The organism is Bacillus ectoiniformans (assembly GCF_016908875.1).
GTDB lineage: Bacteria > Bacillota > Bacilli > Bacillales > Domibacillaceae > Bacillus_BX > Bacillus_BX ectoiniformans.
Genome location: NZ_JAFBES010000023.1, coordinates 1 through 16,503, shown reverse-complemented (window position 1 = coordinate 16,503; position 16,503 = coordinate 1). Strand labels below are relative to the sequence as shown.

The 16,503-nt window shown below is 41.1% G+C and carries 18 protein-coding genes, 1 tRNA gene, 1 other RNA gene and 1 other annotated feature; of the genes, 5 read left to right on the top strand and 15 right to left on the bottom strand.

Translation table 11 applies throughout. From position 1 onward, the window contains the following. Window positions 1-143 precede the first annotated feature (143 nt). The 8 genes from JOC78_RS17075 to tadA form a co-directional block, all read right to left on the bottom strand. Entirely contained in the window at window positions 144-287 is a 144-nt protein-coding gene (locus tag JOC78_RS17075; protein ID WP_204558487.1) for a hypothetical protein, read from the bottom strand. 31 nt (window positions 288-318) lie between these two features. Then, window positions 319-585 carry a pro-sigmaK processing inhibitor BofA family protein gene (locus JOC78_RS17070; RefSeq protein WP_239587258.1) on the bottom strand — a complete coding sequence of 89 codons (267 nt, stop codon included), beginning with the start codon at window positions 583-585 and terminating at the stop codon, window positions 319-321. Window positions 586-645: 60 nt separating this feature from the next. Continuing rightward, complete coding sequence (locus JOC78_RS17065) at window positions 646-864, bottom strand: YaaL family protein (RefSeq protein WP_204558486.1); 219 nt, start codon at window positions 862-864, stop codon at window positions 646-648. Between the two features lie 14 nt (window positions 865-878). After that, window positions 879-1,475, bottom strand: coding sequence for a recombination mediator RecR (recR, locus tag JOC78_RS17060; RefSeq protein WP_204558485.1), 597 nt, complete (start codon window positions 1,473-1,475; stop codon window positions 879-881). 13 nt (window positions 1,476-1,488) lie between these two features. Next, the gene (locus JOC78_RS17055) at window positions 1,489-1,803 is read right to left on the bottom strand and encodes a YbaB/EbfC family nucleoid-associated protein (protein WP_204558484.1); all 315 of its coding nucleotides are present in this window, start codon (window positions 1,801-1,803) and stop codon (window positions 1,489-1,491) included. A gap of 20 nt (window positions 1,804-1,823) precedes the next feature. After that, window positions 1,824-3,518 (bottom strand): DNA polymerase III subunit gamma/tau, encoded by a 1,695-nt coding sequence (gene dnaX / locus JOC78_RS17050; protein ID WP_204558483.1) that lies wholly within the window; start codon window positions 3,516-3,518, stop codon window positions 1,824-1,826. A gap of 120 nt (window positions 3,519-3,638) precedes the next feature. Next, an RNA gene (gene ffs / locus JOC78_RS17045) (signal recognition particle sRNA large type) lies at window positions 3,639-3,903 on the bottom strand. 137 nt (window positions 3,904-4,040) lie between these two features. Next, window positions 4,041-4,553: a tRNA adenosine(34) deaminase TadA gene (gene tadA, locus JOC78_RS17040; protein ID WP_204558482.1), complete on the bottom strand. Its 513-nt coding sequence runs from the start codon at window positions 4,551-4,553 to the stop codon at window positions 4,041-4,043. A 65-nt stretch (window positions 4,554-4,618) separates the two neighbouring features. On the opposite strand from tadA, the gene JOC78_RS17035 reads away from it, so the two are divergent. The 4 genes from JOC78_RS17035 to JOC78_RS17020 all read left to right on the top strand — a co-directional run bounded on the left by JOC78_RS17035 (window position 4,619) and on the right by JOC78_RS17020 (window position 7,952). Then, window positions 4,619-5,182 carry a cysteine hydrolase family protein gene (locus tag JOC78_RS17035; protein ID WP_204558481.1) on the top strand — a complete coding sequence of 188 codons (564 nt, stop codon included), beginning with the start codon at window positions 4,619-4,621 and terminating at the stop codon, window positions 5,180-5,182. A gap of 62 nt (window positions 5,183-5,244) precedes the next feature. Then, window positions 5,245-6,531: a glycoside hydrolase family 18 protein gene (locus JOC78_RS17030; RefSeq protein WP_204558480.1), complete on the top strand. Its 1,287-nt coding sequence runs from the start codon at window positions 5,245-5,247 to the stop codon at window positions 6,529-6,531. A gap of 113 nt (window positions 6,532-6,644) precedes the next feature. Beyond that, window positions 6,645-7,277 (top strand): deoxynucleoside kinase, encoded by a 633-nt coding sequence (locus JOC78_RS17025; RefSeq protein ID WP_204558479.1) that lies wholly within the window; start codon window positions 6,645-6,647, stop codon window positions 7,275-7,277. A gap of 6 nt (window positions 7,278-7,283) precedes the next feature. Next, a complete protein-coding gene (locus JOC78_RS17020; protein WP_204558469.1) occupies window positions 7,284-7,952 on the top strand; it encodes a deoxynucleoside kinase in 669 nt (222 codons plus the stop codon). 104 nt (window positions 7,953-8,056) lie between these two features. On the opposite strand, the gene JOC78_RS17015 is transcribed toward JOC78_RS17020, so the two are convergent. The 6 genes from JOC78_RS17015 to guaB all read right to left on the bottom strand — a co-directional run bounded on the left by JOC78_RS17015 (window position 8,057) and on the right by guaB (window position 14,453). Continuing rightward, window positions 8,057-8,149, bottom strand: a tRNA-Ser gene (locus JOC78_RS17015). Between the two features lie 95 nt (window positions 8,150-8,244). Then, complete coding sequence (serS, locus tag JOC78_RS17010; protein WP_204558466.1) at window positions 8,245-9,522, bottom strand: serine--tRNA ligase; 1,278 nt, start codon at window positions 9,520-9,522, stop codon at window positions 8,245-8,247. 58 nt (window positions 9,523-9,580) lie between these two features. Continuing rightward, window positions 9,581-9,789, bottom strand: a binding site (T-box leader). Window positions 9,790-9,842: 53 nt separating this feature from the next. Next, complete coding sequence (pdxT, locus tag JOC78_RS17005; protein WP_204558464.1) at window positions 9,843-10,433, bottom strand: pyridoxal 5'-phosphate synthase glutaminase subunit PdxT; 591 nt, start codon at window positions 10,431-10,433, stop codon at window positions 9,843-9,845. Between the two features lie 21 nt (window positions 10,434-10,454). Next, entirely contained in the window at window positions 10,455-11,336 is an 882-nt protein-coding gene (pdxS, locus tag JOC78_RS17000; protein WP_204558462.1) for a pyridoxal 5'-phosphate synthase lyase subunit PdxS, read from the bottom strand. 135 nt (window positions 11,337-11,471) lie between these two features. After that, window positions 11,472-12,776 carry a D-alanyl-D-alanine carboxypeptidase family protein gene (locus JOC78_RS16995; protein WP_420829957.1) on the bottom strand — a complete coding sequence of 435 codons (1,305 nt, stop codon included), beginning with the start codon at window positions 12,774-12,776 and terminating at the stop codon, window positions 11,472-11,474. 210 nt (window positions 12,777-12,986) lie between these two features. Then, complete coding sequence (guaB, locus tag JOC78_RS16990; RefSeq protein WP_204558461.1) at window positions 12,987-14,453, bottom strand: IMP dehydrogenase; 1,467 nt, start codon at window positions 14,451-14,453, stop codon at window positions 12,987-12,989. Between the two features lie 107 nt (window positions 14,454-14,560). Between guaB and JOC78_RS16985 the strand changes: the two genes are divergently transcribed. Next, window positions 14,561-15,508 carry a YaaC family protein gene (locus JOC78_RS16985; protein WP_204558458.1) on the top strand — a complete coding sequence of 316 codons (948 nt, stop codon included), beginning with the start codon at window positions 14,561-14,563 and terminating at the stop codon, window positions 15,506-15,508. 9 nt (window positions 15,509-15,517) lie between these two features. On the opposite strand, the gene JOC78_RS16980 is transcribed toward JOC78_RS16985, so the two are convergent. After that, window positions 15,518-15,994, bottom strand: coding sequence for a glutathione peroxidase (locus JOC78_RS16980; RefSeq protein WP_204558456.1), 477 nt, complete (start codon window positions 15,992-15,994; stop codon window positions 15,518-15,520). Between the last annotated feature and the right edge of the window lie 509 nt (window positions 15,995-16,503).

Sequence of the window (16,503 nt, the reverse complement as noted above, 5' to 3'; positions counted from 1 at the left end):
AACTCTCCAAAAAGATGTTTGATTGCTCATTTTGACAATTTACATTGTCTGTTTGTTACATTTAAACGTTGACGTTTATTTTGTTCAGTTTTCAATGTTCAATACTTCGCATCGCCCTTAAGCGACTTTATTATCTTATCAAGTTATCGTTTGAAAGTCAATAACTTTTTTATAATATTTTTTGCTGTTACTGTTTGTTTTGTTTCTGTTTCATCAGCAACGTTATCTAATATACCTTTTATATTTAACATAGTCAATACTTTTTCGTGAAAATTTTTCAAAAACATAAAAAGACTCCCTGCTAGTCAGCAGGAAGCCCTAATTTAACATCCATATTTGTATAATGGCTAACGCAGCTACTCCAGCTAGTCCTAATACCCCCGCAATAGAAGAAGTGATAAAGTTGATCGGAACATGCAATCCGTATTTTCCGCTAAATGAATTGAGCAGAAATAAAAAGAATGCTCCAATGACCAGCTTAACAGCAAAACTTCCTGCTAATCTAACTGGCGTAACTTTAGAAGTCATGCTGCCTATAAGACCAACTAGCACAATAAATAGTATAACGCCTGCTGTAATATACAAGAGACTTGTCCCCCATCCTGCAAGTAAAGTTTGTCCTTTACTTCATATGTATGGGATGGATTAGTTTTTTATGCGAACATTTCTTTTTTTCACTTCTCTAAAGAGGAAGAAATATTTTGCTTCAGAGATTTTCGTCTGAGCTTCAAGGTTCTCGTTGTATTCAAAACTTAGTCGGACTAACTCTTTATTCCTAACCCAGTCCTGTCTTGATTGTTCAAGCAGCTGAATCAGCTTTCCGTCATACTCTTTCTTCAGCTTGTCTTTTTTACGAAAGAACATAGAAAACCCCTTCCTTATACCTCTCGTCTTCCTTCGAGCGCCTTTGATAAAGTGACTTCATCAGCATATTCTAAATCCCCACCCACAGGAAGTCCATGAGCAATCCGCGTGACACGAATCCCGGATGGCTTTAACAAACGAGAAATGTACATAGCCGTTGCTTCGCCTTCGATATTAGGGTTCGTCGCAAGAATAACTTCATTAATCGTTTCATCTTGGAGCCGCTTGATTAAATCAGGTACGTTAATATCTTCTGGCCCTACACCTTCCATTGGAGAAATAGCTCCGTGAAGAACATGATAAAGGCCGCTATATTCCTTCATTTTTTCCATAGCAATGACATCTCTTGGTTCTTGCACCACACAGACAACACTGCGGTCACGGCGCTGATCTTCACAGATGGAACAAGGGTCTTTATCTGTGATATGGCCACAAACTGAGCAAAAACCTAGATCACGTTTCGCATTGACCAACGATTTCGCAAAGTTTAACACATCGTCTTCTTTCATATCTAATACAAAAAACGCCAGACGAGCCGCAGTTTTCGGCCCGATGCCTGGCAGTTTCATAAAGCTGTCGATCAGCTTCGTTATAGGTTCAGGATAGTACATTCAGTATAGCCTCCTAGAAAGGAAGGTTCATTCCTTTTGTAAATTGCCCCATTGTTTGATTCGTTTCATCATCCACTTTTTTCAGCGCATCGTTTGTAGCTGCCAATACAAGATCTTGAAGCATTTCTACATCTTCAGGGTCCACTACTTCTTCTTTAATTTGAATATCAAGCACTTGCTTTTGACCAGATAGAACAACCGTTACCATTCCGCCGCCTGCTGTGCCTTCAAATTTCTTTTCAGCCAATTCTTCTTGAGCCTCAGCCATTTTCTTTTGCATTTTTTGCATTTGTTTCATCATGTTTTGCATATTTCCCATTCCACGCATAGTAATCATCCTCCAATTAGTTAGTCTTTTATTTCAATCAAGTCTTCTCCTACAAGCTTTAACGCTTCCGAAACTAAGAGATCCTCTTCTTCAGCTTCTTCCGGATCTTGATTGTCACTCTTTTGGTGTTTAATGAAATTCTTTCTGATGGAAAGCCAAGCATCCTCTGGAACGCCTACTGGCTGATAACGCTGACCAGTCAGTTCTTGAAGAATAGAAGTAATAGACTCCATAAATTGGCTGTTATCCGTTGCCATCTGACAATGAATTTCATACTTGAATTTTAACACGAATGCTTCCTTTGAAGCAGCAACAGGCTCTGCATCATTCAGCAATGCTGCTTGAGAACGCATTTGCCGCTGATTTAAATAATCAAGCATCTCACCCCAGCGCCCTTTAATTCGCTGCACATCATCTTTTGTCGCTTCTGCAAGCACTTTTTCAATTTTGCCAACAGGGGCTTTAAAGCCTTTGGTTGATCGGCTCGCCCGTTTTTGTGCTGCCTGGGCTTGGGCATCACCTGCTGATGGCTGGACTGGCTGGGTTCTGAGCACCTGCAATTCCTGCTCCAGTCTTTGTACTTTGCTCATTAATTCTTGCATTTCAGGCAAACTAGCAGCGGGCCTTGCATTTGTCTGCTGACATAGTTTCACAAGCGCTACTTCTAAATAGATGCGGGCATGATTGCTAAACTTCATTTCTTGTTGTGTATGATTTAACACTTCAATATATTCATAAATGCTTTCAGTGCTAATTTCATTCGTTAATTGTACAAAGTCATCATCTAGCATGACACGCTCTAATGATTCTTCTAGGCTCGGTGCTGTTTTATATAAAAGCATATCCCGGAAATATAAAATGAAATCTTCAGTAAAGCGGGCGGGGTCTTTCCCCTCAATCAGCAGCTTCTCTAGCACTTCTAAAGCTGCAGCTACATCTTTTGTATGTACCGCCTGGCCCAGCTTATTCAGCATATCCTGTCCAACCGCACCTGTCACAGTCAGAGCATCCTCCGCTGTTACCCGATCCTGGCTGTAGGAAACGGCCTGATCTAGAAGGCTGAGGGCATCCCTCATGCCGCCTTCTGCTGCTCTAGCGATAATGGGCAGAACGTGCTCATCGTAGGAAATTCCAGTTTCTTTCATTATTAATTCCATTCGTTTCACAATGGCCTGAGCCGTGATTCGTTTAAAATCAAACCGCTGGCAGCGAGAGATGATCGTTAATGGAATCTTGTGAGGTTCCGTTGTAGCTAAAATAAAAATGACATGTTTAGGAGGCTCTTCAAGTGTCTTTAATAAAGCATTGAAAGCTCCGATAGACAGCATGTGCACCTCGTCAATAATATATACTTTATATTCAGCCATGCTTGGTGCATATTTCACTTTATCACGAATATCGCGAATCTCATCTACTCCGTTATTAGAAGCTGCATCGATCTCAATGACATCTTGTATAGATCCATCTGTAATTCCCAGGCACGATTCGCATTCGTTACACGGTTCCGCAGTGGGCGCCTGTTTACAATTGACTGCTTTAGAAAGAATTTTTGCCGCACTCGTTTTTCCTGTGCCTCGCGGGCCGGAAAATAAATAGGCGTGAGATATTTTTTGTTGAAGGAGGGCATTTTGCAATGTTTTAGTGACGTGTTCCTGGCCGACCACATCGATAAAGTTTTGCGGCCTCCACACACGGTATAATGCCTGATAACTCATGTTTCCCCTCCCCTAATCGATTGTTATCTCATTTATTATACCTTATTGAAAATTACTTTTACAAAAATAATCAATAAAAAAACTCACCCGATTTGGATGAGTTGTCTTTAATTATAACTGCCGTGCACCTTCCGTCGACTCCCGACCATAAGCGTTACTCAAACAGTTAGCTCAGCCCAGGCTACCCCGCGGCACATGAGAGAGTCCACTTAATGCTGCTTCCTTCCGGACCTGACATGGTTCATGGGTTCCCATTGCGCAGGACCCGGACGTCAACGCCACTTATTTGAGGCAGACCCTACAGTACGAAAGCCTCGGGAAGGGATTCAGTCCCGCTAGAGCGGATTGCGGGTACAGGGCACCGCTACCTCCCCACCTAGCACGGCAAAATTGATACCAAATTGTTAGGTGTCCAACTTTCAAAAAATAAAATCTGCTGCGTAATCCAAATGATTCACTAGCATTTATTTTTCGTTGTGACACAAAATACATTATACTATCTGCTTATAAAAAATGCAACTGCTACTCAAGCTGCTCTTTCTGCCCGAGTTCCCTTTTCTTAATCTTTTCAGCTTTCTTGCGGGCTCGGAGCTGTTTAAAGAAATGGGATAAGACCTGTCCGCATTCTTGTTCGAGCACTCCCGAGCAAACCTCGCACTGGTGATTAAAGCGTTCATCTTCTAACAAGTTCATTAATGTGCCGGCACAGCCCGCTTTTGGATCTTTTGCTCCATAGATGACTCTTCCCACTCGAGATAAGATGATGGCTCCGCTGCACATCGGACAAGGTTCAAGAGTGACATACAGCTCAGCCCCTTCAAGCCTCCATGTGCCAAGTTTTTGGCAAGCTTCCTGAATCGCTAAGAGTTCGGCATGTGTAACGGCATTTTGAGTGGTTTCACGCAAATTATAAGCAGAAGCGATGACTTCTCCATTAAGAACAATCACCGCTCCAATCGGAACTTCCCCAATTTCTTTTGCTTTTATTGCTTCTTCAAGAGCCAAGTTCATATAATATTCATCATTTTTTTTCATTTATTTGCTCCTTATCTGTACAAATCGGGTATGAATATAATTATAGATAGAAGGAGGACGTATGGATGCATAATACTGCTAGCAATACGGCGTTATTAATTATAGATGTCATTAACGATTTTGATTTTGTTCCTGGTGATAAATTGGCTGAGAATACTTTAGCCATTTGTCCCTCTATTGTAAAGTTAAAAAAACATTGTAAACAGCATGGAATGCCCGTCATTTACGTAAATGACCATTACGATATTTGGAAAGCTGATATTGAAACGATTATTGATTATGCTGAAAACGAACGTAGCGCTCCTATTATACAACAATTAAAACCAGATGGAGACGAGTACTTTTTAATTAAACCGAAACATTCCGCTTTTTATGGGACTGCTTTAAATACATTGCTTCACCAGCTAGAAGTCAATAAATTGATCATTACAGGTGTGGCAGGAAATATCTGCGTGTTTTTTACAGCGAACGACGCTTATATGAGGGAATTCACGATCCACGTGCCAGAAGACGCCATTGCTTCTGAATACGACAAAGACACGAAATACGCTCTTGAAATGATGAAAAATGTCTTGCGCGCTGATACCACTAAAACAGATGATTGGATCGCCAAGCAATTAAAAGCATAATTTCTTGTCGTCCCTCATAGGTATGAATGTATGAAGTTTGTCCTTATGAGGAGGAGATGCGTTTGCAAATCCATGTTGTACAGCCTAACCAAACACTTACACAAATAGGAAGAATGTATAGTACACCTCCTGCGGAAATCACGCGGGCTAATGAGCTGCCTAACCCAAATCAGCTAGTAGCAGGCCAAGCGCTTGTCATTCCAATCACCGGAAGTTACTATTTTGTGCAGCCAGGTGACAGTTTATGGTCTATTTCAAGGAAGTTTGGACTTCCATATACAGAACTCGCGAGAATTAATGGGATTTCACCTGCTGCCCCATTAACAATCGGCCAGCGCCTGTATATTCCGCCTAGAGCTAAACGACGAGCAGAATTTAACGCATATGTCGAGCCTTTCGGCAAAGAAGTGTCGCCTGCTTTAACAGCCAGCGCCCGTCAAGCCGCTCCTTATTTGACGTATCTGGCTCCCTTCAGCTTCCAAGCCAAAAGAGACGGATCTTTGCAGGAACCGCCGCTCGGCCAATTTCCGCAAATAGCAAAAGACAACCGAAATGTTCTAATGATGGTCATTACCAATCAAGAAGAAGGACAATTTAGTGATGAACTCGGAAGAATCATTTTAAATGATCAAGCTGTTCAGGATAAGTTTTTAGACAATATCACAGCTACGGCGAAAAAATACGGGTTTCGCGATATTCATTTTGACTTTGAATACCTGCGCCCTGCTGACAAAGAAGCGTATAATCAATTTTTAAGAAAAGCGAAAGCGCGCTTCGAGAAAGAAGGCTGGCTGCTATCTACTGCTTTGGCACCTAAAACGAGTGCCGATCAAAAAGGAAAATGGTATGAAGCCCATGATTATAAAGCACATGGTGAGATCGTGGATTTCGTTGTTATTATGACGTATGAGTGGGGTTATAGCGGAGGTCCTCCGATGGCGGTTTCCCCAATCGGTCCTGTTCGTGACGTATTAACGTATGCATTGACAGAAATTCCTGCATCAAAAATTATGATGGGACAGAACTTATATGGCTATGACTGGACACTTCCTTTTACACCAGGTAAGGATACCGCTAGAGCTGTCAGTCCGCAGCGGGCCATTCAACTGGCGAACCAATACAATACGTCTATTCTATATGATCAAAAAGCACAAGCTCCGCATTTTGATTACACCGATGAACAAGGAAGAAAACACAAAGTTTGGTTTGAAGATGCCCGTTCCATTCAAGCAAAGTTTAACTTACTGAAAGAATTAAACTTACGGGGAATGAGCTATTGGAAGCTCGGATTGCCCTTCCCTCAAAATTGGCTGCTTTTGTCCGATAATTTCACAACAATTAAAAGGTAAGGAGAATACCACTGTTGCTATTTGGCAGCAGTTTTTTTGTGTGTGAAAGTGTCTTCTCCTTTGCTAATTGTGCTACAATAACTTTTGGCTATTTTATTGACAGGAGGACACTCATGGGAAACATTCCATTTATCACCGTTGAAGGGCCAATTGGCGCTGGAAAAACCTCTCTTGCTCAGGCGATTTCCCGCCACTTCAAGTTTCATCTCCTCAAAGAAATTGTAGATGAAAATCCTTTTTTAAATAAATTTTATGAAGATATTGATGAGTGGAGCTTCCAGACGGAAATGTTTTTTCTCTGCAACCGTTATAAGCAGCTTGAGGACATTCAATCAAAAGTACTTTCAGAGAAACAATCACTTGTAGCTGACTATCATATATTCAAGAACTTAATATTTGCCACAAGAACATTAAAAGGTGAACAGCTTGATAAATATGTTCAGATTTATGATATTTTAACAAAAGATATGCCTGCTCCTAATATGGTTATTTACATTCATGCCAGCCTTGATACCCTGCTTTCCCGTATTTCTATGCGCGGGCGCGAGTTTGAAAAAGGCATGGATCCTGCTTACTTGCAGCAGCTCTCTTCTGATTATGAGCGATTCATGAATGAGTTTGAAGAAAAACACCCTCATACACCGATCATTCGAATCAATGGAGACGAAGTGGATTTTGTTAAAAAGCAAGCAGATTTGTCCAGCATTTTAGATGAAATATCAAAAAGAATAAAAAAGGAGCAGTAAATAAAGATGAAGGTAAGAGAGAAGTTCGATATACCGAAACAAACGGTTTTAACGATAGCCGGAACAGTCGGCGTAGGAAAATCAACGATGACAAAGGCGCTTGCTGAGGCATTAGATTTCCGCACATCCTTTGAAAAAGTAGATGCTAATCCTTATTTAGATAAATTTTACGATGATTTTAAATCCTGGAGCTTTCATTTACAAATTTATTTTTTAGCCGAACGTTTTAAAGAGCAGAAGAAAATGTTTGAATATGGAGGCGGCTTTGTCCAAGATCGTTCTATATATGAAGATACTGGTATTTTTGCCCGCATGCATTATGAGAAAGAAACAATGTCAAAAGTGGATTACGAAACGTATACCAGCCTTTTTAATGCGATGGTCATGACTCCTTATTTTCCTCATCCCGATCTATTAATTTATCTGGAGGGGTCCCTCGACAGCATTCTTTCTCGCATTAATGAACGAGGCCGGCCTATGGAACAAAGCACCCCTGTTTCTTACTGGGAAGAAATGCACCAGCGCTATGAAAACTGGATTGACTCGTTCAACGCCTGTCCAGTTCTTCGGTTGAATATCAATGATTATGATTTAGTGAAAGACCCCGATTCAGTAGAAGAGATCATTGAGCGCATCGGCCGCACAATTAAGCAGACAAGCCGCTATACGAAATAAAGCTGCCAAAATCGGCAGCTTTTTTATTCTGTATATACACAAAAAACCCGCTGCCTAAGCAACGAGTTTTATATCTCCAAAGTTATGCGCATGTAAATTTAAAATGGAGGAGGAAGAGGGATTCGAACCCCCGCGCGGTATGACCCGCCTGTCGGTTTTCAAGACCGATCCCTTCAGCCAGACTTGGGTATTCCTCCGTTTCGACATAAATAAATATATCATGGATTTTTTATAACGTCAACACATTTCCGTAAAAAAAAAGAGAGAATTTTTTTCTCTCTTTTTTTGCGTTTTATTTCGTTATTTTCTCTTTGCCGCCCATGTATGGTCTTAGGACTTCTGGGATCACGACACTTCCATCTGCTTGCTGATAATTCTCAAGGATGGCTGCTACCGTACGGCCAATAGCTAGTGCAGAACCATTTAATGTATGCACGTGCTCCGGCTTGCTATTAGCTTCACGGCGGAAGCGGATATTCGCACGGCGCGCTTGGAACGCTTCAAAGTTACTGCAAGAAGAAATTTCACGATACGTTCCATAGCTTGGAATCCATACCTCAATATCATATTTCTTCGCAGCAGTGAAACCTAGATCCCCTGTGCACATACTCATGACACGGTACGGCAGGCCTAAGAGCTGCAATACTTTCTCTGCGTGACCTGTTAATTTTTCTAATTCAGCATAAGAATCTTCCGGCTTCACGAAGCGGACAAGCTCTACTTTATTAAATTGATGCTGACGAATCAAGCCGCGTGTATCACGTCCGGCAGACCCCGCTTCTGAACGGAAGCAAGCACTGTATGCCGCATAGGAGATCGGCAATTTCTCGATATCAAGAATTTCATCACGGTGATAGTTTGTTACCGGCACCTCTGCTGTCGGAATTAAGAAATAATCCTCTTTTTCAATTAAGAATGCATCTTCTTCAAACTTTGGCAGCTGGCCTGTTCCGGTCATGCTCGCACGGTTCACCATATACGGAGGCAGCATTTCTTCGTAGCCATGCTCGTCTGAATGCAGATCAAGCATAAAGCTGATCAATGCTCTTTCAAGCTTAGCCCCCATGCCTTTATAGAACACAAAGCGGCTTCCTGTGACTTTGCCAGCACGCTCAAAATCAAGAATTCCCAGTTCATCCGCTACATCCCAATGCGGTTTAGCTTCGAAATCAAATGAAGGAACCTCTCCCCAGTTACGCGCTTCTACATTATCGTCTTCTGTCTCACCTACTGGCACACTCTCATGAGGAAGGTTTGGCATCGTCAGCATCAAGCCTTCAAGCTCTTCTTCCACTTGTCTTAACTCGTTGTCTAGCTCTTTGATTTCTTCTCCAACTTCACGCATCTCTTTAATTAAGTGATCAGCATCTTGCTTTTCACGCTTCATTTGCGCGACTTGCTGAGACACCTCGTTACGCTTGCTTTTCAATTCTTCTACTTTTACTAAAAGTTCGCGGCGTTTCTGATCCAACGCTTCATAATTATCAAATGCGGATAGATCCTCCCCGCGATACTGAAGGCGTTTCTTCACATCTTCAAAGTTATTGCGTAAATATCTGCTGTCTAACATGCCAATTCCTCCTTATTGTCAGGCTTCTTTTTTTCCATAAAAAAATCCCGTCCCCTAAAAAAGGGACGAGATGAACCCGCGTTGCCACCCTAGTTGAAAGCAAATGCTTTCCACTCGAAAAAATAACGGTTTGACCCGTAAATGCCTACTAATTGGTTCAGCATTTCACTCGAGGATGGATTCACAAGTTTCTTTCATCGGTTTTCACCAGCCACCGACTCTCTACAGAAAGAAGATCCTGTTACTAGTTCCTCTCATCGCTTTTGTTATAAAATTTGACAATATCAATGTACTATATTTATATCTCTTCTGCAAGCAAATTATACGGTCTGTAATTGTTTCGCTTCTTCAGTCATTTTTACAAAATACTGCGTCAGACGATGATCATCTGTTAATTCAGGGTGAAAGGAGCAGCCTAAGTACTGTCCGTTTCTCGCAGCGACGATCCGTCCATTATGTTCAGCTAAAACCTCTGTTTCTGCTCCAACGGATACAATATGAGGAGCGCGGATAAAAACGGCATTGTATGATTCTGCCACACCGATAATAGTTAAATCTGCTTCGAAGCTATCTACCTGGCGGCCAAATGAGTTTCTCTCCACTGTAATATCCATGACGCCAATATGCGCTTCTTGATAGCCGACAATTTCCTTCGCCAGCATAATTAAGCCAGCACACGTACCAAACATTGGTTTGCCGCTCTTGCCAAACTCTCTAAGCGGCTCCATAAATCCATAAAGATCGACTAAACGCCTCATCGTTGTACTTTCACCGCCCGGAAGAATCAGCCCGTCAATTTCAGCCAGCTGTTCAGCCTTTTTAACAACGATCGCTTCTGCTCCAGATGCTTCAATGGAACGTACATGTTCACGCACGGCTCCTTGAAGACCTAACACTCCTATTTTCACCATAGCGATACTCTCCTTTATGAATTACCAGCCACGATCCTGCATGCGATTTTCTGGTGCTAAAGAGGAAATTTCAATTCCTTTCATCGCTGTACCAAGATCTTTAGAAAGCTCAGCAATTAGTTTGTAGTCTTGATAATGTGTCGTCGCTTCAACAATCGCACGAGCAAATTTCTCCGGGTTATCCGATTTGAAAATACCAGAGCCAACGAATACGCCATCTGCTCCAAGCTGCATCATTAACGCAGCATCCGCAGGTGTAGCCACACCGCCAGCAGCGAAGTTTACTACTGGAAGACGGCCTTCATTCTTGATTTGAAGAAGAAGTTCAAATGGAGCGCCTAAAAGTTTAGCTTCTGTCATTAGTTCGTCTTCATTCATGTTTACTACTTTACGAACTTGAGCGTTCACTTTACGAATGTGGCGAACAGCTTCGACAATATTTCCTGTGCCTGGCTCACCTTTTGTTCTTAGCATCGATGCCCCTTCACCAATACGGCGGGCAGCTTCTCCAAGATCGCGGCATCCGCAAACGAATGGCACTTTATAGTCACTCTTTAGCAGGTGGTACTCTTCATCCGCTGGTGTCAGCACTTCACTTTCATCAATATAATCGACACCCATCGCTTCTAAAATGCGGGCTTCCACGATATGACCGATACGAGCTTTCGCCATAACCGGAATCGTAACAGCATTCATGACTTCTTCCATAATGCGAGGATCTGCCATACGCGCCACTCCCCCAGCTTTACGAATGTCAGATGGAACGCGCTCAAGAGCCATAACAGCAACCGCTCCTGCCTCTTCAGCAATCTTAGCTTGTTCAGCGTTAATCACGTCCATAATGACGCCGCCTTTTTGCATTTCTGCCATTCCGCGTTTTACACGATCTGTACCTGTATTCATTTCATTTTCCCCCTAAGTATGTATGTATTAGTTGTTTGAAAAGAAATATTTTCACTAATTTAAAGATTTCTTTTTTTCTTAAATACTATAAAACACGAAAAAACACCTTCTGTCAATATCAGAAGGTGTTTTTTATTAAAACCAACCAGTTACCGTCTCAGCAATTCCACTCCAAATGCCTGCGAAGAAGCCGCCAACCGCTCTCATTGATAAAACAAACCAATTCGCTTTATCTACTTGTTCTGCAGTGACCATTGCTACGTTGGCATTTGTTTTTCCCTTGCCAGTCACATACTCAATCGATTGACCATCTTTTGCTTCTGCGGATAAATAACCAACCACTTTACCCTTTTTGAACGGTGCTTCTAATTGTTTTTCATCGTTAAATTCCGAACTTTTAAGAGTCAATTTTGGTTTATAGTTCGTGTTTTGATTCTTTTTCGTAGAGATGACGAAAGGCTCTTTTGATTCAATCGCAACTTGTTTCTCTTTCCCTTTCGAAACATCTACCGTTTCTTTTCCTTTGACTTGATAACCAGCAGGAAACAGTTCTTTTTGCTCAAATTGTTGAAATCCGTAGTCTAATAGTTTCTTGGTTTCGACAAAACGTGCATTATAAGAGCCTTTGCCTGAATCATCTGTAGCATTCATAACCACTGCAATAAGTGTACGTCCGTCACGTTCTGCAGTACCAGTAAAACAATAGCCTGCAAAATCGGTTGTTCCTGTCTTTAAGCCTGTCATTCCTTCATAGCCAAATACTAAAGAAGGAAGCATCCAATTCCAGTTTTCCATGTTAATTTCATCATCTGTGCCTTCACGGAATTTCTTTTTAGGAATAGTCGTCGTTTCCAGTACTTCTGGGTAATCTTTCAATAAGTGATACGCAAGCTTCGCGGTGTCTCTAGCAGACATCATGTTCTCATCTTCTGCTCCTCCTACTTGAGGGTGCATCCCTTTCAGATCACGGTTATTTAAACCAGAAGAGTTCACGAACTTATACTTAGCCAGTCCAAGATCTTTCGCTTTTTTATTCATTAACTTCACAAATTCTTTTTCAGAACCGGCAATCGTTTCCGCAATAGCAATGGTTGCTGCATTCGCAGAATAAATAGTCATTGCTTCATACAATTCACGAATATTGTACTTTTCTCCTATACGAAGCGGTACGTTAGATAGACTGCGGTCTTGTGAAACCTTATATACATACTCAGATACTTCATATTCTTGATCCCAAGAAATTTTGTTCTTTTTAATCGCTTCCAAAAGCAAGTATTCTGTCATCATTTTTGTCATACTTGCTACACCAAGCAACTCATCTTCATTATTTCCATACAAAATCTGACCCGTGTCCGCATCAATCAACATCGAAGCACCTGCATTGATTTTCACAGATTCTTCTGCCTGCACTGACTGATTAGGCTGAAATACTCCTAGCATCAAAAGAAAACTAAGCATTAATACAGCATACTTTTGAAACGTTTTTTTACTCACTCACAAACCCTCCATCTTTTATTCACACTTTCGTTATTGTATCAAAATAACATTTAAAAATATAGCGTGAAAATAACTAGTTCTTCTTACAGGGAGGGCGGTGAAAACGCGAAAAAAGCAGGATTTCTTAAGGAAGAAATCCTGCTCTTGATAATATTAAGATAAGGAATAGTTAGGTGCTTCTTTAGTAATTTGAACATCATGAGGGTGGCTTTCTCTTAAACCAGCGCCAGTCATTCGGATAAATTGACTGTTTTCACGAAGCTCTGTTATATCTTTTGTTCCACAGTATCCCATTCCAGAACGCAGTCCGCCAACAAGCTGATACAATGTATCGGCAATTGGACCTTTATAAGGAATTCGGCCTTCAATACCCTCTGGAACAAACTTCTTCGCATCTTCTTGGAAGTAACGGTCTTTTGAGCCTTTTTCCATGGCACTGACAGATCCCATTCCGCGATAGACTTTAAAGCGTCGGCCTTGGAATATTTCTGTTTCTCCAGGGCTTTCTGTTGTGCCTGCTAGCAAGCTTCCAAGCATAACTGCATGTCCACCGGCAGCCAAAGCTTTCACGATATCACCAGAATACTTGATGCCGCCATCTGCGATAATGGACTTTCCATGTTTACGCGCTTCTGTTGCACAGTCATAAACAGCCGTGATCTGAGGCACTCCTACACCCGCAACTACACGAGTCGTACAAATAGAACCAGGTCCAATACCGACTTTTACCACATCTGCTCCAGCTTCATATAATTCTCTAGTTGCGTCTGCAGTTGCCACATTTCCTGCGACAATGTTTAAGCCTGGATAAGCGGCACGGATCTCTTTCACGGTTTCAATGACACCTTGAGAGTGACCATGGGCTGTATCGATGACGATTGCGTCTACATGGGCTTCTACTAGCTTCTCTACACGTTTCATTGTATCTTTTGTAACACCGACCGCTGCAGCGACCAGAAGGCGTCCCTGCGCATCCTTAGCGGAATTCGGGAATTCAATGACTTTTTCAATATCTTTAATGGTAATCAGACCTTTTAACACACCGTCACCATCAATTAGTGGGAGTTTTTCAATCTTATATTTCTGAAGGAGTTTTTCTGCTTCCTCTAACGTTGTTCCAACAGGAGCTGTCACAAGATCTTCTTTCGTCATAACATCATTAATGATGATCGAATAATCCTGGATAAAGCGCAAATCACGATTCGTTAAAATGCCAACAAGCTTTTGTTCTTCTTCATTATTCACAATCGGTACTCCGGAAATCCGGTATTTTCCCATTAAGTGCTCTGCATCAAACACTTGATGATCCGGCGTTAAAAAGAATGGATCGCTGATAACTCCGCTTTCTGAACGTTTTACTTTATCCACTTGCTCTGCTTGCTGTTCAATACTCATGTTCTTATGAATGACTCCAAGGCCACCCTGACGAGCCATGCCAATCGCCATTTCAGCTTGCGTAACTGTATCCATTCCAGCACTAATTAATGGAATGTTCAATTTCAGTGTGTCAGTAAGTGCAGTCTGTAAACTAACATCTTTCGGCAAAACTTCAGATTTAGCAGGCACTAACAGCACATCATCGAAAGTTAACCCTTCTTTTGAAAACTTATTTTCCCACATTTTTTAAGCCTCCTGGTCGAAAATATTATTAGTAGGTTATCAATTGGACAAAATACTGTCAAGACATGCACAAGATGTTTGATTTTTTAGATAATTAGGAGGCTATTATGATTTACTTACACCAAGACCCCCTTCTCCCATATAAAAGCGCTTTCACTACGAAGAAATTATTATTCGCTTATTATCAGGCTGCTTCAATAGAAAAACCAGAAGAGAAAGCTTTTAACAATTGCGATCGCTTTATTCACTTTTTGGAACATGGCGGGGTGTACTTAGACCAAGCAAGACAGGCCCCGTTAGCCATACAGCCGACACTGGCTTTTTATGGTCTCACTCATTTAATAAAAGCTTGTTTGCTGCTTAATGATCCTGACTATCCAACCTCTTCTCAAGTGTTAGCTCACGGTTTATCCACCCGTAAAAAGAAGAAACAAGGATATCGTTTTCTTCAAGATGAAGTAAGGACTCAGAGAAACGGACTCTTTCCGCATATAAGCGACAAATTGTTCCACGTGAAACAATTAGAGGGAACAAAATTCAACATGAAAAACCTCTTAATGCAAATTCCAGAACTTAATGAGTTACTTAGATTTCATTTTCAACATAGTGCCTTTATCACTCTTATTAAAAAGGAAAGTGACACCTATTTATTATCTAAAGATATTATTGATGATTATAAAATGACAGATAACCGTTTCACTGATTATCTGTCTGAAAAAACAAAAGGTTCCATAGAAATGATGAATCACTCAGCAGAAAGCTTTACAATGAACTGCACAAACGGAAGATTCGTCCCTCCATTTCGGTACAATTGCCTGGAGAATCAATGGACTGTCTCCAGGCATAAAACTGATGAAGCATTCTATCCCGAGTTATTGATTCACTTTGCCCTTCTTTATAACTTAAGTATGATTGCTAGATACGAAACGGAATGGTGGTATGAAATGCTGAAATTAACTCCAAATGAAGAGTACTCATTCATTAAACATTTTATTGATATATCTATCTTTAAATGTCCTGTTCTTATTGATCAATATTTAAAGAGCCGATGTTAATTGAATAAATCAAAGCCGTTTCAATAGATCCTTTTCAATCTTTAGAGGGCTCGTTTGTGGGGCATAACGTTCCACAACCTTCCCATCCCGATCAACTAAAAATTTAGTAAAGTTCCACTTAACATCTCCCGTCAGCAGTCCGGATTTTTCTTTTGTTAAAAACTGAAATAATGGATGGGCTTCCTTTCCTTTTACATCAATTTTAGAAAACATCGGAAAGCTCACTCCATAATTCAGCTGGCAAAATTCTTGTATTTCCGTATCTTGATCAAATTCTTGACTCATAAATTGGTCACTGGGAAATCCTAATACTGTAAAGCCTTGATCTTGATATTTCTCGTAGAGCGACTGCAGCTCTTTAAACTGAGGAGTAAATCCGCACTTGCTCGCTGTATTGACAATGAGCAGCACTTGTTGTTTGTAAGGTTCGAGAGTCGTTATTTCTCCATTGATTCTTTTCACTTGAAATTCATGGATTGCGGCCATTCATGATTCCTCCCTATTCTAATCTCTTTTCTTCATCATAGTCGGATTCATATATGAAATCAAAAATGAAGCGCATAAGCGGCTCAGAATGATGTGTAAGCCTCTTTCCTTCTGTTCAGAAGCAGTTTGTCTGAGAAAATTAATTGATCGATAGATGGGGGCTTTAGTGATGAATTCATCATATGAAACGAAGGAAAGGTAAAGGACAATAAAGGGGTCATGAGAGAGAAGTAAAAGTCAATGAATTAGGTACGGGCGGATAGTGAGGATCAAGGCGACTAATTGGAACAGGAGAGCGAAAAAAGCACTTGAAAAATGTTAACTACTTTTTGTATTTAGGGAAATTGAGGGTGGAGTCTTTCAGCGCAAATTATTATATGGACCCATTCTTTTTTCTGCTGCACAAAACAACGCACAAATCAAAACCACCAGTGTGAACTGGTGGTTTGCTCTGCGGCTGAAAGCCTCTCTTACCGGCCTCGGCCTTAAAGGCCCGCTGAAAGGGTTTC

What these genes read in the sequence shown, in the direction of transcription:
- JOC78_RS17075 (WP_204558487.1), bottom strand. Translation starts at nt 287, where the DNA reads ATGTTTTTGAAAAATTTTCACGAAAAAGTATTGACTATGTTAAATATA.
- JOC78_RS17065 (WP_204558486.1), bottom strand. Translation starts at nt 864, where the DNA reads ATGTTCTTTCGTAAAAAAGACAAGCTGAAGAAAGAGTATGACGGAAAG.
- recR (WP_204558485.1), bottom strand. Translation starts at nt 1,475, where the DNA reads ATGTACTATCCTGAACCTATAACGAAGCTGATCGACAGCTTTATGAAA.
- JOC78_RS17055 (WP_204558484.1), bottom strand. Translation starts at nt 1,803, where the DNA reads ATGCGTGGAATGGGAAATATGCAAAACATGATGAAACAAATGCAAAAA.
- dnaX (WP_204558483.1), bottom strand. Translation starts at nt 3,518, where the DNA reads ATGAGTTATCAGGCATTATACCGTGTGTGGAGGCCGCAAAACTTTATC.
- tadA (WP_204558482.1), bottom strand. Translation starts at nt 4,553, where the DNA reads ATGAAAAAAAATGATGAATATTATATGAACTTGGCTCTTGAAGAAGCA.
- JOC78_RS17035 (WP_204558481.1), top strand. Translation starts at nt 4,619, where the DNA reads ATGCATAATACTGCTAGCAATACGGCGTTATTAATTATAGATGTCATT.
- JOC78_RS17025 (WP_204558479.1), top strand. Translation starts at nt 6,645, where the DNA reads ATGGGAAACATTCCATTTATCACCGTTGAAGGGCCAATTGGCGCTGGA.
- JOC78_RS17020 (WP_204558469.1), top strand. Translation starts at nt 7,284, where the DNA reads ATGAAGGTAAGAGAGAAGTTCGATATACCGAAACAAACGGTTTTAACG.
- serS (WP_204558466.1), bottom strand. Translation starts at nt 9,522, where the DNA reads ATGTTAGACAGCAGATATTTACGCAATAACTTTGAAGATGTGAAGAAA.
- pdxT (WP_204558464.1), bottom strand. Translation starts at nt 10,433, where the DNA reads ATGGTGAAAATAGGAGTGTTAGGTCTTCAAGGAGCCGTGCGTGAACAT.
- pdxS (WP_204558462.1), bottom strand. Translation starts at nt 11,336, where the DNA reads ATGAATACAGGTACAGATCGTGTAAAACGCGGAATGGCAGAAATGCAA.
- JOC78_RS16995 (WP_420829957.1), bottom strand. Translation starts at nt 12,776, where the DNA reads ATGCTAGGAGTATTTCAGCCTAATCAGTCAGTGCAGGCAGAAGAATCT.
- guaB (WP_204558461.1), bottom strand. Translation starts at nt 14,453, where the DNA reads ATGTGGGAAAATAAGTTTTCAAAAGAAGGGTTAACTTTCGATGATGTG.
- JOC78_RS16985 (WP_204558458.1), top strand. Translation starts at nt 14,561, where the DNA reads ATGATTTACTTACACCAAGACCCCCTTCTCCCATATAAAAGCGCTTTC.
- JOC78_RS16980 (WP_204558456.1), bottom strand. Translation starts at nt 15,994, where the DNA reads ATGGCCGCAATCCATGAATTTCAAGTGAAAAGAATCAATGGAGAAATA.